This window comes from Rhodococcus sp. NPDC056960 (assembly GCF_042674125.1).
GTDB lineage: Bacteria > Actinomycetota > Actinomycetes > Mycobacteriales > Mycobacteriaceae > Rhodococcus_F.
The window spans coordinates 24,638-48,178 of sequence record NZ_JBHURF010000044.1; the positions used below are offsets into that span (position 1 = coordinate 24,638).

General features: G+C 68.7%; 26 protein-coding genes. 16 read left to right on the plus strand and 10 right to left on the minus strand.

Going from position 1 to position 23,541, the window contains the following annotated elements:
* Positions 1-35: 35 nt before the first annotated feature.
* Positions 36-539, minus strand: coding sequence for a DUF427 domain-containing protein (locus ACFTWF_RS41480; RefSeq protein WP_378466886.1), 504 nt, complete (start codon positions 537-539; stop codon positions 36-38).
* On the minus strand, positions 536-1,390 hold the full coding sequence (locus ACFTWF_RS41485; RefSeq protein WP_378466887.1) for an alpha/beta fold hydrolase: 855 nt from the start codon (positions 1,388-1,390) through the stop codon (positions 536-538). Before ACFTWF_RS41485 ends, ACFTWF_RS41480 begins: the two co-directional genes overlap by 4 nt.
* Positions 1,391-1,466: 76 nt before the next feature.
* Between ACFTWF_RS41485 and ACFTWF_RS41490 the strand changes: the two genes are divergently transcribed.
* The gene (locus tag ACFTWF_RS41490) at positions 1,467-1,925 is read left to right on the plus strand and encodes a MarR family winged helix-turn-helix transcriptional regulator (RefSeq protein WP_378466888.1); all 459 of its coding nucleotides are present in this window, start codon (positions 1,467-1,469) and stop codon (positions 1,923-1,925) included.
* Here ACFTWF_RS41490 and ACFTWF_RS41495 read toward each other — a convergent pair.
* Complete coding sequence (locus ACFTWF_RS41495; RefSeq protein ID WP_378466889.1) at positions 1,885-2,400, minus strand: Lrp/AsnC family transcriptional regulator; 516 nt, start codon at positions 2,398-2,400, stop codon at positions 1,885-1,887. The two genes, ACFTWF_RS41490 and ACFTWF_RS41495, sit on opposite strands and share 41 nt — an antisense overlap.
* A gap of 115 nt (positions 2,401-2,515) precedes the next feature.
* Here ACFTWF_RS41495 and hppD point away from each other — a divergent pair, with 115 nt between their 5' ends.
* From hppD to ACFTWF_RS41535, 8 genes are all read left to right on the plus strand, one after another.
* Positions 2,516-3,724 carry a 4-hydroxyphenylpyruvate dioxygenase gene (gene hppD / locus ACFTWF_RS41500; RefSeq protein WP_378466890.1) on the plus strand — a complete coding sequence of 403 codons (1,209 nt, stop codon included), beginning with the start codon at positions 2,516-2,518 and terminating at the stop codon, positions 3,722-3,724.
* A gap of 106 nt (positions 3,725-3,830) precedes the next feature.
* The gene (gene hemL / locus ACFTWF_RS41505; protein ID WP_378466891.1) at positions 3,831-5,156 is read left to right on the plus strand and encodes a glutamate-1-semialdehyde 2,1-aminomutase; all 1,326 of its coding nucleotides are present in this window, start codon (positions 3,831-3,833) and stop codon (positions 5,154-5,156) included.
* A 79-nt stretch (positions 5,157-5,235) separates the two neighbouring features.
* Entirely contained in the window at positions 5,236-5,895 is a 660-nt protein-coding gene (locus tag ACFTWF_RS41510; RefSeq protein ID WP_185725189.1) for a histidine phosphatase family protein, read from the plus strand.
* Complete coding sequence (locus tag ACFTWF_RS41515) at positions 5,892-6,491, plus strand: TlpA disulfide reductase family protein (protein ID WP_378466892.1); 600 nt, start codon at positions 5,892-5,894, stop codon at positions 6,489-6,491. The genes ACFTWF_RS41510 and ACFTWF_RS41515 overlap by 4 nt, the downstream gene beginning before the upstream one ends.
* A complete protein-coding gene (locus tag ACFTWF_RS41520) occupies positions 6,488-7,318 on the plus strand; it encodes a cytochrome c biogenesis CcdA family protein (protein ID WP_378466893.1) in 831 nt (276 codons plus the stop codon). Before ACFTWF_RS41515 ends, ACFTWF_RS41520 begins: the two co-directional genes overlap by 4 nt.
* On the plus strand, positions 7,315-8,979 hold the full coding sequence (locus ACFTWF_RS41525; protein ID WP_378466894.1) for a cytochrome c biogenesis protein ResB: 1,665 nt from the start codon (positions 7,315-7,317) through the stop codon (positions 8,977-8,979). Before ACFTWF_RS41520 ends, ACFTWF_RS41525 begins: the two co-directional genes overlap by 4 nt.
* Complete coding sequence (gene ccsB / locus ACFTWF_RS41530; protein WP_378466895.1) at positions 8,976-9,953, plus strand: c-type cytochrome biogenesis protein CcsB; 978 nt, start codon at positions 8,976-8,978, stop codon at positions 9,951-9,953. Before ACFTWF_RS41525 ends, ccsB begins: the two co-directional genes overlap by 4 nt.
* Before the next feature lie 95 nt (positions 9,954-10,048).
* The gene (locus ACFTWF_RS41535; protein ID WP_378466896.1) at positions 10,049-11,305 is read left to right on the plus strand and encodes a MinD/ParA family protein; all 1,257 of its coding nucleotides are present in this window, start codon (positions 10,049-10,051) and stop codon (positions 11,303-11,305) included.
* Between the two features lie 49 nt (positions 11,306-11,354).
* On the opposite strand, the gene ACFTWF_RS41540 is transcribed toward ACFTWF_RS41535, so the two are convergent.
* Both ACFTWF_RS41540 and ACFTWF_RS41545 read right to left on the minus strand, forming a co-directional pair.
* Positions 11,355-11,558, minus strand: a complete 204-nt coding sequence (locus ACFTWF_RS41540) for a hypothetical protein (RefSeq protein ID WP_185725183.1) — start codon at positions 11,556-11,558, stop codon at positions 11,355-11,357.
* Between the two features lie 161 nt (positions 11,559-11,719).
* Positions 11,720-11,947, minus strand: coding sequence for a BldC family transcriptional regulator (locus tag ACFTWF_RS41545; protein WP_005252019.1), 228 nt, complete (start codon positions 11,945-11,947; stop codon positions 11,720-11,722).
* A gap of 188 nt (positions 11,948-12,135) precedes the next feature.
* Between ACFTWF_RS41545 and ACFTWF_RS41550 the strand changes: the two genes are divergently transcribed.
* Both ACFTWF_RS41550 and ACFTWF_RS41555 read left to right on the plus strand, forming a co-directional pair.
* The gene (locus tag ACFTWF_RS41550) at positions 12,136-12,513 is read left to right on the plus strand and encodes a DUF4229 domain-containing protein (RefSeq protein WP_378466897.1); all 378 of its coding nucleotides are present in this window, start codon (positions 12,136-12,138) and stop codon (positions 12,511-12,513) included.
* A complete protein-coding gene (locus ACFTWF_RS41555) occupies positions 12,510-13,619 on the plus strand; it encodes a PLP-dependent cysteine synthase family protein (protein WP_378466898.1) in 1,110 nt (369 codons plus the stop codon). Before ACFTWF_RS41550 ends, ACFTWF_RS41555 begins: the two co-directional genes overlap by 4 nt.
* Here the strand turns inward: ACFTWF_RS41555 and ACFTWF_RS41560 are convergent.
* On the minus strand, positions 13,607-14,143 hold the full coding sequence (locus ACFTWF_RS41560) for a GNAT family N-acetyltransferase (RefSeq protein ID WP_378466899.1): 537 nt from the start codon (positions 14,141-14,143) through the stop codon (positions 13,607-13,609). The genes ACFTWF_RS41555 and ACFTWF_RS41560 overlap by 13 nt on opposite strands.
* A 127-nt stretch (positions 14,144-14,270) precedes the next feature.
* On the opposite strand from ACFTWF_RS41560, the gene ACFTWF_RS41565 reads away from it, so the two are divergent.
* From ACFTWF_RS41565 to ACFTWF_RS41580, 4 genes are all read left to right on the plus strand, one after another.
* A complete protein-coding gene (locus tag ACFTWF_RS41565; RefSeq protein ID WP_378466900.1) occupies positions 14,271-15,023 on the plus strand; it encodes a lysophospholipid acyltransferase family protein in 753 nt (250 codons plus the stop codon).
* A gap of 65 nt (positions 15,024-15,088) precedes the next feature.
* Positions 15,089-15,304: a helix-turn-helix domain-containing protein gene (locus ACFTWF_RS41570; RefSeq protein ID WP_378466901.1), complete on the plus strand. Its 216-nt coding sequence runs from the start codon at positions 15,089-15,091 to the stop codon at positions 15,302-15,304.
* A gap of 6 nt (positions 15,305-15,310) precedes the next feature.
* Positions 15,311-15,877 carry a Clp protease N-terminal domain-containing protein gene (locus ACFTWF_RS41575; RefSeq protein ID WP_378466902.1) on the plus strand — a complete coding sequence of 189 codons (567 nt, stop codon included), beginning with the start codon at positions 15,311-15,313 and terminating at the stop codon, positions 15,875-15,877.
* A gap of 60 nt (positions 15,878-15,937) precedes the next feature.
* Positions 15,938-16,318 (plus strand): phage holin family protein, encoded by a 381-nt coding sequence (locus tag ACFTWF_RS41580; protein WP_185725176.1) that lies wholly within the window; start codon positions 15,938-15,940, stop codon positions 16,316-16,318.
* A gap of 5 nt (positions 16,319-16,323) precedes the next feature.
* Here the strand turns inward: ACFTWF_RS41580 and ACFTWF_RS41585 are convergent, their stop codons facing one another.
* Positions 16,324-17,193: a 1,4-dihydroxy-2-naphthoate polyprenyltransferase gene (locus ACFTWF_RS41585; protein WP_378466903.1), complete on the minus strand. Its 870-nt coding sequence runs from the start codon at positions 17,191-17,193 to the stop codon at positions 16,324-16,326.
* A 103-nt stretch (positions 17,194-17,296) separates the two neighbouring features.
* Here ACFTWF_RS41585 and ACFTWF_RS41590 point away from each other — a divergent pair, with 103 nt between their 5' ends.
* Entirely contained in the window at positions 17,297-20,548 is a 3,252-nt protein-coding gene (locus tag ACFTWF_RS41590) for a BTAD domain-containing putative transcriptional regulator (RefSeq protein ID WP_378466904.1), read from the plus strand.
* A gap of 94 nt (positions 20,549-20,642) precedes the next feature.
* On the opposite strand, the gene ACFTWF_RS41595 is transcribed toward ACFTWF_RS41590, so the two are convergent.
* The 3 genes from ACFTWF_RS41595 to ACFTWF_RS41605 form a co-directional block, all read right to left on the minus strand.
* Positions 20,643-21,473 carry an ABC transporter permease gene (locus ACFTWF_RS41595; protein WP_378466905.1) on the minus strand — a complete coding sequence of 277 codons (831 nt, stop codon included), beginning with the start codon at positions 21,471-21,473 and terminating at the stop codon, positions 20,643-20,645.
* Complete coding sequence (locus ACFTWF_RS41600; protein ID WP_378466906.1) at positions 21,470-22,462, minus strand: ATP-binding cassette domain-containing protein; 993 nt, start codon at positions 22,460-22,462, stop codon at positions 21,470-21,472. The genes ACFTWF_RS41595 and ACFTWF_RS41600 overlap by 4 nt, the downstream gene beginning before the upstream one ends.
* Positions 22,459-23,541: transposase (locus ACFTWF_RS41605; protein WP_378466907.1), on the minus strand; the 1,083-nt coding region annotated here is incomplete at its 5' end. The genes ACFTWF_RS41600 and ACFTWF_RS41605, both read right to left, overlap by 4 nt.

A 23,541-nucleotide genomic window follows, 5' to 3' on the forward strand; every position in this document is an offset into this window, starting at 1 on the left:
CCCGCGCACCGTGCCGCCGTCACGGGTCCGGCCCGTCACCAGAATCGGCTGCCGGGACCGCCCTTGAACGGACCGACTACCCGATCGGTGATCCACCCGCCGTAGAAGCCCCCGGTCTGGGGCCGGACCTGCTCCCCGTCGACGAAACAGCCGTCCATCGAACCCGGCATGACTGCCACGTGCCCGACGAGTGACTCGTATCCGGCAACCGGCCGCGGATAATGCCACGCCGCACGGTCGGCGACGTGTCCGTTCGCCACGACATCGAAATAGTCGGCCCGCCCCTTCCACTCGCACACCGTGCTCCCGTCGACCGAACGCAAGACCCCCTCGGCGAAGCACGCGCGCGGCAGGTAGTACGTCGGCGGGTGGCTCGTCTCCAGCAGTCGCAGCGGGCTGCGTGTGCGTGCGACGAGCTGTCCGCCGAACCACACCTCGACCAGTTCGTCGCTCGGTTGCACCACCGGCGGCCGCGGGTAGTCCCACACCGACTCCTGCCCCGGACCGGCAGGATCCGGCACCGGGCGGCCGCCGGTCACCGTACGTCCGCCGACGCGGCGAGGTATCCCGAAGGGTCGCGCCAGAACGCGGTGATCAGGTCGGCGAGTCCGGCCGGGTCGGAGATCAGGGGTGTGATGTGGCCGGCGCCGTCCACCGCGGTGGCCGCAGCGTGCGGCATCGTCGCCGCGGCGGCCCGGGCCTGGTCGAGGGAAATCATCGTGTCTGCGCGGGGGACGACCATCAGAGTCGGCACTCCGATCCGGGGGAGAAGTGGCTCCAGCCCCTTGCGGTGCAACATGATCGACTGCATCGCCTCGTGCATGCCACGGCGCGGCGCCTGCCGGAAGGTATGGGCTACAGCCTGGAACTGTTGCGGGTGCGTTCGTGCAAGTTCCTTGCCGAGAACGACGTTCATCACGGCGGTCGTGAGTGGTGGTATCGGTCCGGCGATGCGGTAGGCCCACACCATGGGAACGATCTCGGCGCGTTCCCGCCGGGTGAGGGCCTGGGGCGGCGTTCCGATGGTGACCGTGCTGCGGCACCGGTCGGGAGTGTGAGCGGCCGCGACGAGTCCGACGTGCCCGCCCCAGGCGTTGCCCACCCAGTCGACGGGTTCGGTGACGCCCAGCGCGTCGAGGACGGAGATGGCCGCCTCCGCGCACTCCTCCATCGTGAACCGTCGCTGCACGGCGGTGCTGGCCCCGTGTCCGGGTCCGTCGATCGAGATCAACCGGCGCTGTCCGACCAGGTGGCTGCGGAGGGGCGTCCACGTCGTCGAGTCGACGAAAAGGCTGTGCCAGAGTAGGGCCGGCGGTCCGCTGCCGATGACGTGGACGGCGAGGTTCCCGACGGTCGTGGGGACGGTCCGGGTAATCGATTGTGTGTCCATGGGATGCCCCAGGTGCGTGTGGTCGAGTGTTGCTTCGGAAACCGAAACTTCGGTAACCGTAGTATTCTCCTGTGTCATGGAACGGTCAAGAGGTCTGCCCTCCGATCGGCCGGCGGTGGGACAGTTGCTGGTGCGCCTGCTGCACGAGTTCCGCCGCGAGTTGAGCGAGCCCATGGCGGAGCGCGGGTACGGCGACATCCGGCCGCCGCATCTGCAGATCTTCGGCAACATCGGCTGGGACGGCCGGCGGTTGACGGAGATCGCGGCCCGTGCCGAATTGAGCCTGTCCGCCACGTCCGAACTGATCAACGATCTCGAGGATCTGGGGTACGTCGCACGGGTTCCGGACGCTCGGGACCGGCGCGCGAAGCTGGTCGTCCCGACGGCGCGCGGACGGCAGGCGCTGCAGGATGCCGCGGTGCGAGTCGCCGAGATCGAGCGCCACTGGGGTGGCATCGTCGGCCACGACCGGTTCGACGACGCCTGCTACCTGCTCAGTGCGCTGCTGGACGAGCTGAGTCCCGAGGAGCGTTGACGGAGGTCGGGGGGACCGCCGCTCGGACGAGTTGATCGTGCCGCAGAGCGATCTGCGTCTGCGTGGCGATGACGGTCGACGAACGCAGGACGTTGTGCCCGTCGACGATCGAGTTGATCACTCGCTGCAGATCGGCGTGAGTGCGTGCCACGACGCGGACGAGGACGTCGCCGGCTCCGGTGATGGTGTGCGCCTCCAGCACTTCGGGGATGGCGGTCAGATGCTCGACGACGGCGGCGTGCCCGTTGCCCTGGGCGATCTCGAGGGTCGCGAACGCGACCACGGGGAACCCCAGCGCCTCCGGGTCGAGGGTCGGGGCGGAACTGGTGATCACACCGGAACGTTCGAGTCGGTCGAGCCGCGCCTGAACCGTGCCGCGCGCCACCCCCAGGCGTCGCGACGCCTCCAGGACGCCGACCTTCGGCTCGGCGTGGAGGAGGTCGAGCAGCGCGGCGTCGAGTTGATCGATACTCATGGCGTCCCTGGTCACTGTGTAGTGTCGAACCGTCTTTCGATCCAGCATTGTGTACAGATTGAACAGCGGCAAGACGCACCATTGCGCAGTGGTGTGAGCTGGATCACAGTGAGATATGACTATCGCCGACATCCGCCTGACGCCGCACGAAGTGGCCGCGCACCTGGAGACCGACGAACTCCGACAGCTGGTCGGGCTCGTCGAACACGACGACGCCGCAGACCCGTTTCCCGTGGTCGGGATGGACGCCGTGGTGTTCGTGTGCGGCAACGCGACGCAGAGCATGCAGTACTTCGTCTCCACGTGGGGCATGACCCTCGTCGCGTACGCCGGACCGGAGACCGGTCAGCGCGCGCACAAGTCGTTCGTGCTCGAGTCCGGGTCGGCGAGGTTCGTCCTGCACGGCGCCGTCGATCCGAAGAGCCCGCTCGCGGACCATCACCGGGCCCACGGCGACGGTGTGGTGGACCTGGCCATGGAAGTTCTCGACGTCGACCGCTGCATCGCGCACGCGCGCTCGCACGGCGCCACCATTCTCGACGAGCCGCGCGACGTCACGGACCGGTTCGGCACCGTGCGACTGGCGGCGATCGCCACCTACGGCAGCACCCGCCACACCATCGTCGACCGCAGCCGGTACGACGGGCCCTATCTGCCCGGGTTCGTCGCCCGCGCGAGCGGCTTCGCGGGGCGACCGGGCAGGCCGGCCCGCCTGTTCCAGGCGCTCGATCACGCGGTCGGGAACGTCGAGATGGGCCGGATGGACCACTGGGTGCGGTTCTACAACCAGGTCATGGGCTTCACGAACATGGCCGAATTCGTCGGCGACGACATCGCGACGGAGTACTCGGCGCTCATGTCGAAGGTCGTGGCGAACGGCAACCACCGGGTGAAGTTCCCGCTCAACGAACCCGCGGTGGGCAAGAAGAAGTCGCAAATCGACGAATACCTCGAGTTCTACGGTGAGCCGGGCTGCCAGCATCTGGCCCTGGCGACCGGCGACATCCTCGCGACGGTGGACGCGCTGCGGGCCGAGGGCGTCGAATTCCTGAACACCCCCGACGCGTACTACGAGGACCCACAGCTGCGCGCCCGCATCGGCACGGTGCGGGTGCCGGTGGAGGAACTGCAGAAGCGCGGAATCCTCGTCGACCGCGACGAGGACGGCTACCTCCTGCAGGTCTTCACCAAGCCGCTGGGCGACCGGCCGACCGTGTTCTTCGAGCTGATCGAACGGCACGGCTCGCTCGGATTCGGGGCGGGCAACTTCCAGGCCCTGTTCGAGTCCATCGAACGTGAGCAGGCGGCCCGCGGCAATCTGTGACCGCCGGTGGCGCGGCACGGCCGGTTCGAGGGCTCGGCGGAGTGATCCTGGCCACCCACTACACCCTGTCGTTGGCAAATTCGACAGAACTGGGACACTGGAGGCCGTGACTGTTTCCTCCGGTGACCCCGACGTGCACGCATCCCGTTCCGCCCAGCTCTTCGAGAGGGCTGATCTGGTCATTCCCGGCGGCGTCAACTCCCCGGTGCGGGCGTTCCGCTCGGTCGGCGGCACCCCGCGGTTCATCAGGGAAGCGTCCGGCTACACACTCACCGACGTCGACGGCAACGATTACGTCGACCTCATCTGCTCCTGGGGACCGATGATCCTCGGGCACGCGCACCCCGCCGTCGTCGAGGCCGTGCAGAAGGCGGCCACCACCGGACTGTCGTTCGGCGCCCCCACCGAGGGTGAGATCGAACTGGCCGAAGAGATCGTGGCCCGCGTCGCGCCGGTGGAGAAGGTGCGCCTGGTCAACTCCGGCACCGAAGCCACCATGAGCGCCGTCCGCCTCGCCCGCGGTTTCACCGGCCGCACCAAGGTCCTCAAATTCTCCGGCTGCTACCACGGACACGTCGACGCACTGCTGGCCGACGCCGGTTCCGGACTCGCCACGTTCGGCCTCCCCACGTCGCCCGGCGTGACGGGCGCGCAGGCCGAGGACACCATCGTCGTGCCCTACAACGATCTCGACGCCGTCGCCGCAGCCTTCGCCGCCAACGAAGGCAAGATCGCGTGTGTCATCACCGAGGCCGCCGCGGGCAACATGGGCGCGGTGGCGCCGCAGCCCGGATTCAACGAGGGCCTGCGCACGCTGACCCGCGACAACGGTGCACTGCTCATCATGGACGAGGTGATGACCGGATTCCGGGTCAGCTCCGCCGGTTGGTTCGGCCTCGACGGCGTCGCGGGTGACCTGTACACGTTCGGCAAGGTGATGAGCGGTGGGCTGCCCGCCGCCGCATTCGGTGGTCGCGCCGACGTCATGGCCCATCTCGCGCCGGCCGGGCCCGTCTACCAGGCGGGCACCCTGTCCGGGAACCCCGTCGCCGTCGCGGCCGGGCTCGCCAGCCTCCGCGCCGCGGACCGGGGCGTGTACGACGCCCTCGAGCGCAACAGCGCCACCCTCGGGACCCTGCTGTCCGACGCACTGACCGCGGCGAGCGTGCCGCACCGGGTGCAGACCGCCGGGACGATGCTCAGCGTGTTCTTCACCGAAGACCCGGTGACCGACTACGCCGGGGCCAAGGCCGCCCAGACCTGGCGTTTCCCCGCGTTCTTCCACGGACTGCTCTCGCGCGGGGTGTACCCGCCGCCGAGCGCGTTCGAGGCGTGGTTCGTTTCCGCCGCGATGGACGACAAGGCGTTCTCGATCATCGCCGACGCACTGCCCCATGCCGCCGAGGCCGCCGCCGCGGCCGTCCAGCCCTGACGTGTCGTCCCCTCCGGTGACCGGCAGTCCCGCCGCCGACACCCACCTCACCTCCCGCCCCGACCCGAGGAACTGCAACGTGACCGAAGCCGATCATCCCGACCACGCCCAGACCCGCACCATCGTGCACGTGCTCCGGCACGGCGAGGTGCACAACCCGCGCGGAATCCTCTACGGCAGGCTCCCCGGGTTCCGGCTGTCGGTGACGGGTGAGGCGCAGGCGCGGGCCGTGGCGTCGGTGCTGGCCAAGCACGACATCACGCACGTGGTGTCGTCGCCGCTGCAGCGGGCGCAGGAGACGGCCACCCCGATCGCCGACGCGCACGGCGTCGAGATCGCCACGGACGAGAACCTCATCGAGGCGGGCAACGAATTCGAGGGTCTCAAGGTGTCCGTCGGCGACGGCGCGCTGTCCCGGCCCCGGCATTGGTGGAAACTGCGCGATCCGTTCACGCCGTCGTGGGGTGAGCCGTACCTGCAGATCGCGCACCGCATGCTGGCCGCCGTCAACAGCGCACGCGTGTCGGCGGTGGGCCACGAGGCCGTCGTCGTCAGCCACCAGCTCCCCGTCTGGACCCTCCGCCGCTTCCTCCAGGGCGAGCGGCTGTGGCACGACCCGCGCCACCGTCAGTGCGGTCTCGCGTCCCTGACGTCGCTCGTCTACGAGGGCGACACCCTCATCGACATCGTGTACTCGGAGCCCGCGGGCGCATCGGATCCGAGGGTGACCGGGGCATGAGTCGGGGGCGCTTCGCCGGGCTTCTCGCGGTGATCTGTACGGCCGCGGTGGCACTGTCGGCGTGTGCGTCCGGCGACGACGCCGTGGCTCAGGGCGGCACGTTCGACTTCGTGTCGCCGGGCGGGAAGACGGAGATCTTCTACGACCCGCCGTCCGACCGCGGCACCATCGGCACGGTGTCCGGACCCGACCTGATGACCGAGGGCAAGACCACCTCGCTCGACGACTTCGCGGGCCAGGTCGTGGTCCTCAACGTGTGGGGGCAGTGGTGCGGTCCGTGCCGGGGTGAGGCGAACGACCTCGAGCAGGTGTACGAGGAGACCAAGGATCAGGGTGTGGCGTTCCTCGGGATCAATGTGCGGGACAACCAGCAGGACAAGGCGCAGGACTTCGTGATCGACAACAAGGTGTCGTATCCGTCGATCTACGACCCCGCGATGCGGACGATGATCGCACTGGGCCAGAACTACCCCACGAGCGTCATCCCCACGACGATCGTGCTCGACCGGGAACACCGCGTGGCCGCGGTATTCCTCAAGGAACTGCTCGTCGAGGACCTGAAGCCGGTGGTCGAACGGGTGGCGCAGGAATCGTGAACACCAGCACCACCCTTCTCGCCGGCGGTGTCGGCGACGCCTTCCAGACCACCGCGGCATCCGGACCGCTGCTCCTCGCGCTCGGTGCGTGCGTCCTCGCCGGTCTGGTTTCGTTCGCGTCGCCGTGCGTCGTGCCGCTCGTTCCCGGATACCTGTCCTACCTCGCGGGTGTGGTCGGCGCCGATGCCCCGGCCGTCACCGCGGAGGAGGCCGCCACCCGCACGAAGACCGTGTCGGACGGACGGTTGCGGGTCGCGGGTGCGGCCGCCCTGTTCGTCGCCGGTTTCACCGTGGTGTTCGTGCTCGCCACCGCGTCCGTGTTCGGTGCCATCTCGGCTCTCGCGATCAACCGCGACGTCCTGATGCGCGTCGGCGGTGTGGTCACCATCGCCATGGGTCTGGTGTTCATCGGATTGATCCCAGCGCTGCAACGCGACACCCGTCTCGAGCCGCGCCGCATCTCCAGCCTCGCAGGTGCCCCGCTGCTCGGCGCCGTGTTCGCGCTGGGCTGGACCCCGTGCCTCGGCCCGACACTGGCGGGTGTCATTTCCCTCGCCGCCGGCACCGACGGCGCCACCGCGGCCCGCGGTGTGGCCCTCATCGTCGCGTACTGCCTCGGCCTCGGGCTGCCGTTCGTGATCCTGGCGCTCGGCTCGTCCCGTGCGCTGCGCGGTGTCGGCTGGTTGCGCCGCAACGCGCGCATCATCCAAATCTTCGGCGGAATCATGCTGGTGGCCGTGGGTATCGCCCTCGTCACCGGCGCGTGGGACCAGTTCGTCGGCTGGGTTCGCGACGCCTTTATCTCGGAAGTGACCCTCCCCATATGAGCGACATCCAGACCCCCGAGGCCCCGGAAGCCGCACCGGTACCCCGTCAATCGCTCCCGGGCCGCGCGTTCGCGCTCGTCCGCAACACCTGGCGCGGCCTCACGTCGATGCGCACGGCGCTGGTGCTGCTGTTCCTGCTGGCGCTCGCGGCCATTCCCGGTGCGCTGCTGCCGCAGCGGAGCCTCAACGCGGGCAAGGTCGACGAGTACATCGCGAACCGGCCGACCCTCGGCCCGTGGATGGACAAGCTCGAACTGTTCGACGTGTTCGGCAGCTTCTGGTTCACCGCGATCTACGTCCTGCTGTTCATCTCCCTCGTCGGCTGCATCCTGCCGCGCTGCGTCGACCACGCCAAGGCCCTCCGGACGCGTCCGGTGCCTGCCCCGCGGAACCTCGCGCGACTTCCGCACCACCACGAGGACCGGGTCGACGAGACACCCGAGGAACTCGCCGCCCGCATCCGTACCCATCTGAAGGGGTGGCGGATCCAGACCCGCCAGGGCGGAGAACGTGCGGCGCACGACGGTGAGATCACCATCTCCGCCGAAAAGGGATATCTGCGCGAACTCGGCAACCTCGTCTTCCACCTGTCCCTCGTCGGGCTGCTCGTCGCGATCGCCGTGGGCAAGCTGTTCGGATACGAGGGCAACGTGATCGTGGTCGCGAACGACGGTCCCGGCTTCTGCACCACGTCGCCCGCGGTCTTCGACTCGTTCAAGGCGGGCAACACGCAGGACGGCACCGGCATGACTCCGCTGTGCGTGAAGGTCAAGGACTTCGCGGCCGACTACCTCGACAGCGGTCAGGCCGAGATGTTCACGTCCAACATCTCCTACCAGGCAGGCGACGACCTCGAGACCAACACGTGGCGGGACGGACAGTTGCAGGTCAACCACCCGCTGCGCGTCGAGGGTGACCGCGTCTACCTGCAGGGCCATGGGTACGCGCCGACGTTCACCGTCACGTTCCCGAACGGCGAGACCCGCACCGAGACGTTGCAGTGGCGTCCGGACGACGCGACGACATTCCTCAGCAGCGGCGCCATGCGGTTCGACCCGCCCGGCGGCATGTACCCCGACACCGACGAGCGCCGGAAGAATCAGATCGCGATCGAGGGTCTGTTCGCCCCCACCGCCTTGCTCCACGGCAGCCTGCTGGCGTCGAGCTACCCGGCGATGAACGACCCGGCCGTCGCCATCGACATCTACAAGGGCGACACCGGCCTCGACACGGGCAACCCGCAGTCGCTGTTCTCGCTCAACACGGAACTGATCAACCAGGGCCGGCTCGTGAAGCAGGACCGGGTGAACCTGAAACCGGGGGAGAGCTCGACCCTCGCCGACGGCACCCAGGTGCGGTTCGACGGCGCCGTGGACTTCGTCAATCTGCAGGTGTCGCACGACCCGGCGCAGCAGTGGGTGCTGGTGTCGGCCCTGACGATGATGGCGGGACTTCTCGTCTCGCTCCTGGTCAAGCGCCGCCGCATCTGGGCCCGCATCTACCCCGCGGACGCCGCGGCGGGCGGGCCACGACGTACTGTAGTAGAGCTTGGTGGACTCGCCCGGACCGATCAGGCCGGCTGGGGCGACGAGTTCGGCCGGCTCTGCACCCGTCTGCTCACGGACGACACGAAGCCTGACGCGCAGGAGAGCCAACGATGACGACCAACGAGACACTGGCGCAGTACAGCGACTGGGCCTTCCGATCAGCCTTCACCGTGCTGGCGCTGGCGCTCGTGCTGCTCATCGTGCAGTACGCGTCCACGCGGGCGCAGGCCGTGCAGGACCGCGAACTCGTGGCGGCCGGCGCGGGCGCACCCCCGGCCGCCGACGCCACCGTTCCCGGCCGGCTGATCGAGCAGCCCAAGAAACCGCTGTCCGAGCGGTTCGGTGGCATGGGCGCTGCGGTGCTCGTCGTCGGCACGGTCCTGATCTTCGCCTCGATCGTGCTCCGCGGATTCGCGACCGAACGGTTCCCGCTCGGCAACATGTACGAGTTCGTGACCATGGCCTGCGCCGCCACGCTCGTCGTCGGACTCGCACTGCTGTCGAAGCCGGCCTACCGGGCGATGTGGGTGTTCCTGCTCGTCCCGGTCCTGATCCTGATGTTCCTCGCCGCCACCGTGCTGTACGCGGACGCGGCTCCCGTGGTCCCCGCGCTGCGGTCGTACTGGCTGCCGATCCACGTCACCATCGTGAGCGTCGGCTCCGGCGTCTTCCTGGTGTCGGGCATCGCCAGCCTGCTGTTCCTGCTGCGCATGCGGTACCGCCGCGGCGAGGAGGGCACCGGCGTCTTCGGGCGGATCGCGGAGCGCCTGCCCGACGCCCAGACCCTGGACCGGCTGGCCTACAAGACCACGATCATCGGGTTCCCGCTGTTCGGTGCGGGTGTCATCCTCGGAGCCATCTGGGCCGAGGCCGCCTGGGGCCGCTTCTGGGGCTGGGATCCCAAGGAGACGATGTCGTTCATCGCCTGGGTCATCTACGCCGCCTACCTCCACGCCCGCGCGACGTCCGGGTGGCGCGACACCAAGGCCGCGTGGATCAACGTGGCGGGCTTCGTCGCGATGCTGTTCAACCTGTTCATCATCAACATGGTGGTGTCGGGGTTGCACTCGTACGCGGGCTTGAACTGATGGTCGCCATCGACTGATATCCTTCCGCCGCGACGTCTCCGTCCGGTGGAAATCCGGTGGGGGCGATGGAGACTTCACGAGGGGGATGTTCAGCCATGTCCGAAAACAACGCCGGCCTGTGGGAGCCGGTACGGCCGGCATCGAACCCGCCCGCGGACGACGCCGGATCGGCCGTGGCCTGGAACGCCGCGCGGCAGGCTCCGTACGTTCAGCCGCAGGGTCCCAACCCGTTCGCGCAGCCCCCTGCCCAGGCCCCCGCCGCACCCACGCGGCCACAGACCCAGGCACCGGCGGCCCCCACGCCGCCGCAGGAAACCCCTGCGCCCGCCGCCCCTGCCCAGCCGCAGCAGCAGTTCGTACCGACCGCGAACCGGCAGCCCGTTTCGAATGCCGATCAGCAGTACGCGGTGTCGGCCCGTGACCTGTCGACCTCGTTGCTCCTCAAGCAGGTCAAGCCCGCCCCCACCACCGGATGGCGCAAGGCGCTGTACCGGCTCTCCGGCCGCTACATCAACGTCGGCAACAGCCCCAAGGAACAGCGTCGTATCGAACTGACCCGGCAGGTCAACCAGCCACTGCAGGGGTGCTACAAGATCGCCCTGCTGAGTCTCAAGGGCGGAGTGGGCAAGACCACCACCACCGCCACCCTCGGGTCCACCTTCGCGTCGCTGCGCGGCGACCGCGTCATCGCCGTCGACGCCAACCCCGACCGCGGCACCCTGAGTCAGAAGATTCCGCTCGAGACCCCCGCCACCGTCCGCAACCTGCTGCGCGACGAGCAGAGCATCGAAAAGTACAGCGACGTCCGCAGTTACACGTCGCAGAGCCGGCACCGGCTCGAAGTGCTCGCCTCCGACAGCGACCCGGCGGTCTCCGAGGCCTTCAGCGCAGACGACTACGCGCGAACCGTCACGATGCTCGAGAAGTTCTACAGCATCGTCCTCACCGACTGCGGTACCGGACTGATGCACTCCGCGATGCAGACGATCCTCGAAGAGGCCGACGCGCTCGTGGTGATCAGTTCGGGCTCCGTCGACGGCGCCCGCAGCGCCTCCGCCACACTCGACTGGCTCGACGCCCACGGATACCGCGATTTGGTGGCCCGGTCGGTGGCCGTCGTCAACGCGGTGCGCCCGCGGTCGGGCAAGGTCGATCTGCCGAAGGTCGTCGAGCACTTCGAGCAGCGGTGCCGCCTGGTCCGGCTGATCCCGTTCGATCCGCACCTCGAAGAGGGCGCCGAAATCGACCTCGAGCGGCTGCGCCCGAAGACGCGCAACGCTCTCCTCGAATTGGCGGCCGCGGTCGCCGCGGACTTCCCGGCGTCCAGTTTCGCGCTACAGGACCGTCGCTGACGCAGTGGCGCCGGACGGTGCCGGGCAGCCCGGCACCTCCGGCGTCGCGTCACCCGGCCTGGTCGGCCGGACCCGTATCGGGTTCGTCGGACTTCTTCCGACGGGCCTCGCGATCCACCTTCCACAGAAAGTCGGGATCGTCGTCGGGACCCAGCACCCGCTTGCTGAGCACCGGATTCGTATTCGGGCCGAAGGCCTTCCACAGCAGGACCGCCACGGTCACCAGCCCGATGAGCGCCAACAGATAGATCACCGCGCACCTCCTTACACCGCTCGAGGGTAGCCGGTATGCCTCGAGCGTAGCCGCGACGGCGGCAGAGGGCACCTACCCGGGTCGCAGGGCGTCCGGGTGCATCGGGCACTAAGCCTTACGGTCGGCCCGCCTCCGCAGCTACGGTCGGCCCGCCTCCGCAGCTACGGTCGGCCCGCCTCCGTGGTCAGCGAGCGGAGCAACTGCATGACCTCGGCCTCACGGAAGCGCCGGTGCCCGCCCGGGGTGCGCAGCGATCCGAGCCGGCCCGCGTGCGCCCATCGCGTCACGGTCTTCGGGTCGACATGGAACAGGGCAGCCACCTGGCCCGGGGTCATGAGGGCTTCGTTGGATCCGCTGAATCCGGGTCCGTTGTAGGTGGGTGCGCTCATCGACGATCCTCCACTGCTTTCGACTGGTCTGTGCTGAAGCCGGCCGCTGTTTGCGACTGATCTCGGTCATCGTGACATCCGAGACCCCGGGTACTCGAACGATCTAATGTTGGTAAAGGGGAGGTAATAGACAAATCGGATAAGTCGGACGTGTGAGGAGCGGCTCTGGCGATGGGTAACCTGGGAGCGTGAGCGAGTCATCCGAGAAGCCAGAAGACCAGGTCGAGCGCCCCGCTGCCGCCGATTCGAGCGCGCCGCCCAAGTCGGACGGGCGGGTGACCAAGGGGCAGTTGGCGCGCGACGTCGCGATCTACTCGATCGCGCGGCTGCTGCTGGTGGTCCTCATCGGCGCCATCATCCTCGGGGTGGCCGCCCTCGTCGGTGTCGCCGTCCCGCTGCTCGTCGCGGCCATCTTCGCGGTCCTGATCGCGCTCCCGCTGTCGCTGCTGCTGTTCGCGAAACTCCGCCGGCGGGTCAACGAGGGCATCGCCGCATTCGACGCACAGCGTCGCGCGGATCAGGCCGACCTGCGCGCCCGGCTTCGCGGTGAGGGTACGGCCCGGTGACGGTCGGCGACTGCGTCGTCATCGACCGGAGCCTGCCGCGTGACTGGGTGGACAACGCCGTCCGTCTCATCGACGCCGACGCGCAGCGCAGCGCCGACACGCATCTGCTGCGCTACCCGCTGCCTGTCGACTGGGGTGTGCAGCTCTATCTGAAGGACGAGTCCACCCACATCACGGGCAGCCTCAAGCACCGCCTGGCCCGCTCGCTGTTCCTGTACGCGATCTGCAACGGTTGGATCACCGAGGGGGCCACGGTCATCGAGGCGTCGTCGGGGTCCACGGCGGTCAGTGAGGCGTACTTCGCGAAGATGCTCGGCCTCGATTTCGTCGCCGTCATGCCGCGGAGTACGAGCGGTGCGAAGATCGCCCTGATCGAGGCCCAGGGCGGTCGCTGCCACTTCATCGACCGGCCCCCGGAGATCTACAGCGAGGCTCGCCGCCTCGCCGCCGAGACGAACGGTCACTTCATGGACCAGTTCACGCACGCGGAGCGGGCCACCGACTGGCGGGGCAACAACAACATCGCCGAGTCGATCTACCAGCAGATGACGCAGGAAGAGCACCCGGTGCCGGAGTGGCTCGTCATGAGCGCCGGGACCGGTGGCACCAGCGCGACACTGGGCCGGTACATCCGCTACCGCAGGCACGCGACGCGTCTGCTCGTGGTCGATCCCGAGAACTCGGCGTTCTTCGGCGGCTACGACACCAACTCGTGCGAGTACGCGACGGGGATGCCCTCGCGCATCGAGGGCATCGGCAGGCCGCGCGTGGAGCCGTCGTTCGTCGGGCAGGTCATCGACCGGATGATGCGGGTGCCGGACGCCGCGTCCATCGCCACGGCGCGGCACGCCAGCGCGGTACTGGGGCGCCGGGTGGGTGGTTCCACGGGCACGAACCTCTGGGGTGCGTTCACCGTCGTCGCGGAGATGCTCGCGGCCGGACGGTCCGGCAGTGTGGTCACGATCCTCTGCGACGGCGGTGAGCGGTATGCCGACACCTACTTCGACGACGACTGGGTGGCCGGCGAGGGCATCGACCTCACCGGCCCTGCCGCCGCGCTCGACAGCTTCGCGGCGACCGGACGGTGGCCGGGTCAGCCCGGCTGAGTCGCGGCGGCCACCGGCGCGGTGACCGGCCGCGACATCGTGACGCGCGGCCACGCGGCCAGGCCGTGCCGGGCCTCGTCGTCGCGGATGCGGGACAGTCCCGGGGTGAGGTCGGTGTCCGGCAGCGGGCGGAATCCCAGGCGCTCGTAGTAGGGCGCGTTCCACGGCACGTCGACGAACGTCGTGAGGGTGAGGGCGGGCAGGCCGCGCACCGCGGCCCACGACGCGATCTCGTCGATGAGTTGCGCGCCGAGGCCCTGACGGGCGTGGTCGGGATGCACCGACACCTGCTCGATGTGCGCGCCCCCGTCGATCACGACGGCGAGCGCGTACGCGACCGGTGCGTCGTCGGTGCCGACCGCGACCCAGACGCAGTCCGATCGGAGATACTCGGTGAGCTCGTCGAGGGTGAACGGGGGATCGTCGGCGACGGCGTCCATTCCGATGTCACGAAACGGCGCACCCGCCGCGATTTCGATGTCTTGCAGAACGGGCAGGTCGGTGGAAACGGCCGGGCGGATCACAGGTCTTTTGTACCCGAAATCGCGCCCTTCGCCCAGTTTCCCTGCACTTTCCCGATACTTACTCCTCCGTAGGCTACGCGACCGTAGGTTGGTAGCCTGGCGATAGGACGACGGATCGGGGACGAGCATGGACAAGCCCGAGGTAACTCTCGAGAACTACGAAGCGGTGTACGCGTACTACCGCGATCACCAGCAGAATCGGGTGCTCGCGACGCTGGCGTACGCCTCGCTGTATGCGAAGTACCGCCCGCGGATCGTGTACTCGAACGACGCGAAGGCGCAGCTGGCCGGTCTGGTGAAGTCCGGCAGGGTGCTGATCGTCGCCGCCAATCACGTGACTCACAGCGATCAGTACACGCTCGCGGCCACGGCCTGGAAGACCCCGCTGCGCCGCGCGATCGGACGCACCCGGGTGCTCGCGAAGGACGAGTTGTTCGTCGACCCCGATCTGCACAAGAAGGTCGACATGATGGGCGGCATTCCCGTGTTCCGCAGCAAGAACTACGGACTCCGGGCGGTCGCGGACGCCGGCCGGCTCATGATGGACATCTCCGCCGAGCGGCTGTGCCGCGGCGACAATCTGGCGATCTTTCCCGAGGGCACGTGCAACGAGGACGACCCGACCCGCCTGCAGCACATCAACAGCGGCATCGGTCACATCGCGAAACGTGCGGCGGATCGCGGAGTGTCGCCCGTGCTGCTGTCCATCGGCATCAGTTACGGACCGGACGCGTCCGGGCCCGATACCGAGAACGTGAAGGGAGCCAGCGTCTTCGTCGGGGAGCCGCTGTTCGACCTTCCGGCGAAACCGATGGACATCGCCCACATCGTGCAGAAGGACCTGCAGATCGCCGTCGACGGGGCAGTCGCGGCGTACTGACGACCGGCCCGGAATCTGTCAAGGAAGGTTGACACCCGCATGGGTGTCAACCTAGATTGACATGCATGACCGAAGCAACCACGCTCGCCGCAGCGGCGGGCAGCCCCGACCCCGCAGAGGGTCTGCGGGCCGTGCGTGCGCTGCGGCGTCTCCTCGAACGGCTCGAATCCATCCAGGTCGCCAACGCCCGTGCCCAGGGCTGGTCCTGGCAGGCGATCGCCGACTCCCTCGAGGTCAGCAGGCAGGCCGTCCATCAGAAGCACAACCGGACAGGGAGGTAACGGCGCATGTTCGAACGATTCTCGACCGACGCACGGGCCGTGGTGATCGGCGCGCAACAGGAAGCGCGCGAACTGAAGTCACCGCAGATCGGGCCCGAACATCTCGTCCTCGCCCTACTGTCCGTGAGAACCCAACCGGTTCACGGCATTCTCTCCGCCGCCGGCATCGACGAGGAGACCTCGCGAGCAACCGTCGCGACACACGGGACCGCCCTGAATGACGCCGACGCGGAAGCGCTCGAATCGATCGGCATCGACCTCGAGGCTGTGCGCCGGAGCCTCGAGCAGAACTTCGGTAAGGGTGTGCTCGATCCCGAGGGGCCCGCCGAGAAGCGCGGCTGGTTCGGCCGGAAGTCGGGGCACGTCGGGTTCACCCGCGACGCGAAGAAGGCGATCGAACTCTCACTGCGGGAGGCGCTGGCGCGCAAGGACGATCACATCGGCGCCGAGCACGTGCTCCTCGGGGTGCTGCGGGTGGCCGACGGCACGACGAGGCAGATCCTCGAAGTCCGGGTCGGGGTGGACGAACTCCGGCGCCGCGTGCACGCCGCGCTCGACGATCGCGCCGCCTGACCGTCTGCATCCCGGATCGGCCGGTTCCCGTTTGTCCGATCGATGTGCCAGCATGCACGCATGACCTTCTTGGTACGCCTCGTCATCAACGCGTTCGCGATCTGGCTTGCGGCAGCCTGGGTGTCGGGCATCGACATCTCCAGTTCGGGCAACGGCACCGGGTGGGACATCGTGGTGCTGCTCGGCATCGCGCTCGTGTTCACCGTCGTCAACATCTTCGTCAAGCCGCTGGTGAAGTTGCTGTCGCTGCCGTTGCTGATCCTGACGCTGGGGCTGTTCACCCTGGTGATCAACGCCCTGATGCTGATGCTCACCGCGTGGCTGAGCTCCCTGACCGAGTACGGCCTCACCGTCGACGGTTTCTGGACCGCCCTGTGGGGTGGCCTGATCATCTCGATCGTCAACTTCCTGCTCAGCATCGTCGTCCCCGACGGCGACTGAGCCGGTCAGGCGGCGGCCAGGGCCACGGCGGTGGCGGCGCCCCAGATCAGCATCGCCAGCCCCGAATCCCGAAGCGCGGGAATCAGTGCGAGGCCCAGGCCGCCGGAGCGGACCGGTGCGTTCGCCCGGACCGCGAGGGGCAGTGCGAGCAGCCCGACGAGCGCCCAGGGTGTGCGCAGCACCAGGACGAGAGTCACGACGAACGGAACCGTCAGCGTGGCGAGATGCAGGATGCGGGTACGGGAGTCGCCGAGCCGGACGGCGAGCGTGCGCTTGCCGGATTCGGTGTCGGTGGGGATGTCCCGCAGATTATTGGCGACGAGTACCGCGCTCGAGAACGAACCCACGGCGATCGCGGACACGAGTCCGGCCCAGTCCACCGTTTCGGCCTGCACGTACTGGGTGCCGAGCACGGCGACGAGACCGAAGAACACGAAGACGGCGACCTCACCGAAGCCGCTGTAGCCGTACGGCTTCGTGCCGCCCGTGTAGAACCACGCGCCTACGATGCACAGGGCGCCGATCAGTACCAGCCACCAGGCGGTGGTGATCGCGAGCGCCAGACCGGCCACGGCGGCGACGGCGAAGCAGGCGATCGCCGCGGCCTTCACCGCCGACGGCTTCACGAGCTTGGACCCGACGAGCCGCAGCGGTCCGACCCGCTCGTCGTCGGTCCCGCGAATTCCGTCCGAGTAGTCGTTGGCGAAATTGACTCCCACGATCAGCGCGAGAGAGACCACCAGTGCCAGTAGCGCCTTCCACCACACCGCGCCGCCGAGCGACGCCGCGGCGCCGGTGCCCACGAGCACCGGGGCGATCGCATTCGGGAGGGTGCGCGGTCGAGCGCCTTCGATCCATTGAGCAGCCGTTGCCATGCACCGATCTTTGCACCGAGCGTGAAGGCGCCTGCACCCACGCCGAACTTCGGGGAGTTCGCATCCGCCCGGTGCAATACCATCGAACGCGGTGGACCAGCACATGAGCGTCGACGAGAGGGTGGCACCGGCAAGTACACCGATCCAGGTCGCCTTGCTGGGTGAGGTCTCGACGTGCCGATCGGGTGTGCTCGCACCGTTGCCCGGCACCCGTGCGCGCAGCCTGCTGGTCGCCCTGGCTCGCGACCCCGGCCGGAGCCGGTCTGCGCAGGCCCTCATCGACGAGGTATGGGGCGAGGATCCGCCGCGGTCCCCGATGAACGCTCTGCACACGCAGGTCTCCCGGCTACGCGCGGCGCTGCCGGACGGGGTGCTGGAGATCGGCCCGGCCGGATACCGGCTGAGAGTTCCGCGCGACGCCGTCGATCTGACCCGCGCGGAAGACGTGGCGCGCCGGTGGCAGGGCCGGGATCAGGATCGCCGTGTGGGACCGGACGAGATCCGGGCCGCGCTCGCACTGTGGCGGGGGGAGCCGGGCGCCGACCTTCCCACGGGGGTGGCGGCAACGGAACTTGCCGGCGACGCCGCGGTGATCCGGGGCCTGCTCGAGGCCGCGGAACTCGCCGCGCTGGTGGAGGCCGGAGACTGGGCGGCCGCTCTCCCCAAGGCACGCGTCCAGGTGGCCGCCGCACCCCTGGACGAGCGGGCGCACGCCGACCTCATGCGCGCGCTCGCCGGGCTCGGGCGCGACAACGAGGCGCTCGACGTGTTCGGGACGTTCCGCGCGCGGCTGGTGGACCGGCTGGGAACCGACCCGTCGCCGGCGCTCGTCGCCCTGCATACCGACATCCTGCGCGGCGGCAGCCCGGCCGAGTCGGCGGTCCAGCGGCTCGCGGCGCCGGACCGGACGGCGATCGGGCTTCGCGCAGCGCCCAACACGCTGCTCGGACGCGACACCGACATCGCGGAGATCGAACGACTGCTCACGTCGTCGCGTGTCGTGACCATTCTCGGGCCGGGCGGTGCGGGAAAGACGCGTCTCGCGCACGAGCTGGGTGTGCGCGCTGCCGCCGGGACGTCCGTGGCGCTGGTGGAACTCGCGTCGCTGCGGAGCAGCGAGGACGTCGTGGCGGCGATCAGCGGCACCCTCGGTCTCAGCGAGGTCGACCTCGCACCGGGACGGCTCATCGTGAGCCGTGTGCACTCCGCGCGGGAACGACTCCGGGAAGCGCTGTCGGCCGGACCGATGCTCCTGATCCTCGACAACTGCGAGCACGTGATCGGCGCCTGCTCCGAGATCGTCGCCGACCTGGTGGCGGCCGGAGACCAGTTGACCGTCCTCACGACCAGCCGGTCGCCGCTCATGCTCGCGTCCGAGGCCGTGTACCCGCTGCCGCCGTTGGCGAGCGACGCCGAAGACGCTCCCGCCGTGCAACTCTTCACGGCCCGGGCCCGCGCGGTGCGGCCCACGGCCCGTCTCGATCCGGAGACCGTCCGCGGCATCTGCCGCACACTCGACGGGCTTCCCCTCGCGATCGAACTGGCGGCCGCGCGGGTGCGCAGCATGAGCGTCGAGGACATCGGCCGGCGCCTCGAGCACCGATTCGCGCTGCTGCGGTCCCACGACCCGACGTCGCCGGAACGGCATCGCACCCTGCACGCCGTCATCGACTGGAGCTGGCAGCTCCTGGGCGAGCAGCAGCAGGTCGCGTTGCGCAGACTGTGCCGGTTCCCGGCCGGATTCACCCTCGACGCGGCCCGGACGATCGCGGAATGGGACGGCGTCGACGACGTCGTGGATGCTGTCGAGGGCCTCGTCAACCAATCCCTCCTGTCGGTGTCGGAGACGTCGGACACGCTGCGCTACTACATGCTCGAGACGGTGCGCGAATACGGCGAGGAGCAACTTGCCGCCGCCGCCGAGGAGTCGGAAGTGTTCCGGCGCCAGGGAATGTGGGCGCGCGGATTCGCGTCGGAGGCGCTCGGGCGGTGCCGTGCCGACCAGGTCGCGCTCGCGGACGACATCGACGCCGATCACGACAACCTCCTCGCGGTGCTGCGGTGGGCGGTAGAACGGGACGATGCCGAGACGGTCGCGACCGTGTTCCCGCTGCTCGGCGGGCTGTGGTCCATCCGGGGCGCGCACTCGGAAGTGATGAACTGGACGCCACGGATCCTCGCGGCGACCGCCGATTCGGATCTGCGCGACGTCGACTCGGAGTTGGTCGCGTACACGTTCCTGCTCGCGGGGATGCACCTGGTCTTCGGTGGTGAGACCCGTTCCCTCGCCCGCACCCGGACGCGAATGCGGCACGTCGTCCGGGAGCGTCCCGACCTTCCGTCGGTCACGGCGTTCGCGGTGCGGCTCATCCTGTCCCTGGGTGCGGGGCGGCTACTCGCCAGGGCGGTCGCCGACGGAGTGCGCTCGCACGATCGGGAAACCCGCGCCGCGGCGCTGTCGGTACGAGCCAGTCTGCGGGAGAATCTCGGCGACTTCCGCGGTGCCATGCGCGACGCCAGGGCCGTCTCCGACCTGTGCGTCGCGATCGGCGACGTGTGGGGCACGGCGATGGCAGCGCAATTCCTCGGTTCGCTGCACAGCCAGTCGGGGCAGTACCGGGCCGCGGTGGGGCGCTATCAGGTCGCGGTCGAGGGGATGCGGAGGCTGGGTGCGCAGGAGGAGGCGAATCAGCTGTGGGGTTTCCAGGCCTCGGCACTGATCGCGGACGGTGACGTGGCGACGGGCCGGAAGGTGCTGGCCGAGACGGTGCTCGAGCATCGCGGTGCGGTCGCGGCCACGGACGACCACCAGCAGGACGAATGGCGGGTAGCCGCCATCAGCAGTCTCGCGGAGGCCGATCTGGCGGACGGCGACGTCGAGTGCGGGCTCGCCCGCTACCGCGAGGCGCTGGACATGATGTATCCCCGCATCGTGTCCGAGCCCTACGCCGATCCGTTCGGACTCATGCTGGCGGCCTCGGTGGTGTGCGCCCACGTACTGCACGGCCGGTCCGAGATGATGGTGGAGTTCGTTCCGGAGCTCGCGGGGTGGGCGTCGACCCGGCTCGGCATGGGCAGGTATCCGGATCTGCCGGTCACCGGCGCCGTCGCGGCCGGCATCGGATGCTTCGAGATCGCGCACGGGAATTCCGAACGCGGACTCGCCCTGCTGGCGCTGTCCGTGCCCGCCCGCGCCCGGCAGGACAGCGCCTCGCTGCAGCACCACCGGCACGTGGCCTTCGCGCTCGACCGCGTCGACGCGCACCGCTGGGAATCGGCGCGAGCGCGAGTCGGCGCCTGGTCACGTCGCATGGTGCGCGCGGAGATTCTCGACATGCTCACCACCGTCAGGTGAGTCGACGATTCAAGCGGGGACCCGGCCGCCGATGAGAAACGGCGAAGCGAGCCGGTGGACCCCGCGTCCACCGGCTCGCGTCGTTCTCCGGGTGTCAGGCCTTGCGCATGTACGTCCGGACCGTCAGCGGTGCCATGACCGAGACGATCACGGCGGCGCCGAGCAGCGACCACACGACGTGGACACCGAAATGGCCGTCGTTGACGAGTTCACGCACCGCTGTCACGACGTGCGATACGGGGTTGACGTTGACGAACGCCTGCATCCAGCCGGGCATCGTGTTCGCGGGCACGAATGCGTTGGACATGAACGTCAGCGGAAACAGGATGAGCATCGAAATGCCTTGCACCGACGATGCTTTGCTCATCAGGACGCCCATCAGCGCGAAGATCCAGCTGATCGAGAAGGCGCAGACGACGACCAGTGCGCCGGCCGACAGCACACCCACGACACCGCCGCCGGGACGGTAGCCCATCGCGATGCCGACGGTGAACGTGATGGTCGTGGCGATGCCGTACCGCACGACGTCGGCGAGGAGTGCGCCGGACAGTGGCGCGATGCGGGCGATCGGCAGCGACTTGAAACGGTCGAAGACGCCCTTGTCCATGTCTTCGCGCAACTGGGTCCCCGTCACGATCGACGTGGTGATCACCGTCTGGACCAGGATGCCCGGGATGATGATCGGCAGGTACGACGCCACGTCGCCGGAGATGGCGCCACCGAAGATGTACGTGAACATCAACGTGAAGATGATCGGCTGGACGACGACGTCGAACAGTTGCTCGGGGTTGTGCTTGATCTTGAGCAGGCCGCGGTACGCCATGGTCAGCGTGTTGGCGACGGACTGTTCGAGGCTGACCCGGTTGCGGGCCTCCGGAATCGGCTGCGGGCCCGCGGAAGTGCGGGATTCGAGGGTGCTGGTCATGCGACGCTCCGTTCGGTGTCGGACTCGGCGGCATCGGTTTCTGCGCCGTGCCCGGTGATGGTGAGGAAGACCTCGTCGAGACTCGGTTTCTGGACGGTGATCTCGTCGACGGCGATCCCGTGGTCGCGCAGCCGGATCAGCAGTTCCACGGTCAGCGACGGGTCGGTCATCGGCGCGGTCAGGCGGCCGATCTCCGGCGTTATCGCCACCTCCACACCGAGGGTGTGGGCGATCACCGACCGCGCGTCGTCGGTCTGCCCGCGATCGGCCAGGGTCAACTGCAGCGAGGAGACGCCCACGGACGCCTTCAGTTCGTCGGCCGTGCCGTCCGCGATCACCTTTCCGCGGTCGATGACGGCGATCCGATCGGCCAGCTGATCCGCCTCGTCGAGGTACTGCGTGGTGAGCAGCACCGTCGACCCCTCGGCGACGAGCCGGCGAATGGTGTCCCACATCTGGGCGCGCGTCCGAGGGTCCAGACCCGTCGTGGGCTCGTCGAGGAACAACAGCGGTGGGTGGGAGATGAGGCTGGCGGCCAGGTCGAGTCGCCGCCTCATGCCGCCGGAGAAGTTCTTCAGCGGCTTCGTCGCCGCCTCCGTCAGGTCGAACTCCTCGAGCAGTTCCGTGCACTTGCGGCGAGCATCGCCGCGGCTCAGGCCTAGCAGCCGGGCGAAGATCACCAGATTCTCGACCGCCGACAAATCCTCGTCGACCGACGCGTACTGGCCCGTCACGCCGACCAGTGAGCGCACCGCGTTCGGTTCGCGCACCACGTCGTGGCCGAAGATGCGGGCCTCGCCGCCGTCCGGCCGCAACAGCGTCGCCAGCATCCGCACCGTGGTGGTCTTGCCCGCGCCGTTCGGGCCGAGCACTCCGTACACCGACCCGGTCGGAACGGACAGGCTCACGCCGTCGACGGCACGCTGACGGCCGAAGAGCTTCACGAGCCCGTCGGCCTCGATCGCTGGGGGAGTTGCAGTGAGGTTCATGCCGTAGACAATGCAGTCCGCCACTTGCAGCGCCCTTGCACGCCTCTTGCACCGACTGACCGGCCCCCTCGACCTGCAGATTCACAGACATTGGCCTGACGCGCGGACATTGCGGAAGTTGTCAACCTGTCTGAGACAGGTCGTGGTTGATATTGATTCCTGTCAATTGGGGTAGTTCCGGCGCTCGGGGGCGGCGACGGAACCGTTCGGGATATTCGGTCCAGATCCGGTCGAGCCGGTCCTGACGGTGCAAAACGGGTCTCGGTGGCGGTGCCGAAGAACACCGCCGCCGGTGTGTGCCGACTCAGACCGCTGTGCCGGTGCTCGGTGGCATACCGGTGCAGGAACTGCTCGGTCCACTGCCGGGCATGGTCGATGCTGTCGAACCGGTCCGGGCAGCTCAGGTCATACTTGAGTGTTTTGAACAGCGATTCGGAGAACGGGTTGTCGTCACTGACCCGCGGCCGCGAATACGACGCGGACACCCCCGCCGACTCGAGGGCATCGAGGAGCCCGGTCGAGCGCATCGATGCCCCGTTATCGGCATGCAACACCAGCGGCGCTCCGAACTTCTCGAACGCGACAGCGAACATCAGCACCGCCAGCTGTGTCGTTTCGGCGTACTCGATCCGCCACGCCACCGGGTAACGGGAGAAGACGTCGATCGCCAGATACAGCAAGTACCGGTCCTGCTTACGCGGCCCCTGAAGCATCGTGATGTCCCAAGACCACAACTGACCCGCTTGCGCGGCCGCCACGACCGGCTTCGGTCTCGCAGTGCTTCCGCCGCGGCGGGTGCGCCGGCGATCCCCGGTCAGATTCTGCGACCGGGCGACCCGGTAGAACGTCCGCTCCGAGCAGGCCACCAAGCCCGCATCAAACGAACGCCAATATGTTTGCACCACAGACCGATCCGCGTTCTCCTCGGCGAGCAGCAGGTCGATGATCACCCGCCGCTCGGTCGCCGACAACGCCGCCGGTTGCCGGCGATCGATGTGCGGGATCGGCTCCTCGACCGGTCGGTAGTGCTGGTAATTGTGGGCCAGCCGGTAGTAACTCGACCGGGCCAGACCAAGCAG

Bases quoted from the DNA above. Each gene is read 5' to 3' on its own strand.
- ACFTWF_RS41535 (WP_378466896.1), top strand. From the start codon at position 10,049: ATGTCCGAAAACAACGCCGGCCTGTGGGAGCCGGTACGGCCGGCATCG.
- ACFTWF_RS41585 (WP_378466903.1), bottom strand. From the start codon at position 17,193: ATGGCAACGGCTGCTCAATGGATCGAAGGCGCTCGACCGCGCACCCTC.
- ccsB (WP_378466895.1), top strand. From the start codon at position 8,976: ATGACGACCAACGAGACACTGGCGCAGTACAGCGACTGGGCCTTCCGA.
- hppD (WP_378466890.1), top strand. From the start codon at position 2,516: ATGACTATCGCCGACATCCGCCTGACGCCGCACGAAGTGGCCGCGCAC.
- ACFTWF_RS41545 (WP_005252019.1), bottom strand. From the start codon at position 11,947: ATGAGCGCACCCACCTACAACGGACCCGGATTCAGCGGATCCAACGAA.
- ACFTWF_RS41525 (WP_378466894.1), top strand. From the start codon at position 7,315: ATGAGCGACATCCAGACCCCCGAGGCCCCGGAAGCCGCACCGGTACCC.
- ACFTWF_RS41575 (WP_378466902.1), top strand. From the start codon at position 15,311: ATGTTCGAACGATTCTCGACCGACGCACGGGCCGTGGTGATCGGCGCG.
- ACFTWF_RS41485 (WP_378466887.1), bottom strand. From the start codon at position 1,390: ATGGACACACAATCGATTACCCGGACCGTCCCCACGACCGTCGGGAAC.
- ACFTWF_RS41490 (WP_378466888.1), top strand. From the start codon at position 1,467: ATGGAACGGTCAAGAGGTCTGCCCTCCGATCGGCCGGCGGTGGGACAG.
- ACFTWF_RS41600 (WP_378466906.1), bottom strand. From the start codon at position 22,462: ATGAACCTCACTGCAACTCCCCCAGCGATCGAGGCCGACGGGCTCGTG.
- ACFTWF_RS41595 (WP_378466905.1), bottom strand. From the start codon at position 21,473: ATGACCAGCACCCTCGAATCCCGCACTTCCGCGGGCCCGCAGCCGATT.
- ACFTWF_RS41565 (WP_378466900.1), top strand. From the start codon at position 14,271: ATGGACAAGCCCGAGGTAACTCTCGAGAACTACGAAGCGGTGTACGCG.
- ACFTWF_RS41495 (WP_378466889.1), bottom strand. From the start codon at position 2,400: ATGAGTATCGATCAACTCGACGCCGCGCTGCTCGACCTCCTCCACGCC.
- ACFTWF_RS41580 (WP_185725176.1), top strand. From the start codon at position 15,938: ATGACCTTCTTGGTACGCCTCGTCATCAACGCGTTCGCGATCTGGCTT.
- ACFTWF_RS41515 (WP_378466892.1), top strand. From the start codon at position 5,892: ATGAGTCGGGGGCGCTTCGCCGGGCTTCTCGCGGTGATCTGTACGGCC.
- ACFTWF_RS41590 (WP_378466904.1), top strand. From the start codon at position 17,297: ATGAGCGTCGACGAGAGGGTGGCACCGGCAAGTACACCGATCCAGGTC.
- ACFTWF_RS41570 (WP_378466901.1), top strand. From the start codon at position 15,089: ATGACCGAAGCAACCACGCTCGCCGCAGCGGCGGGCAGCCCCGACCCC.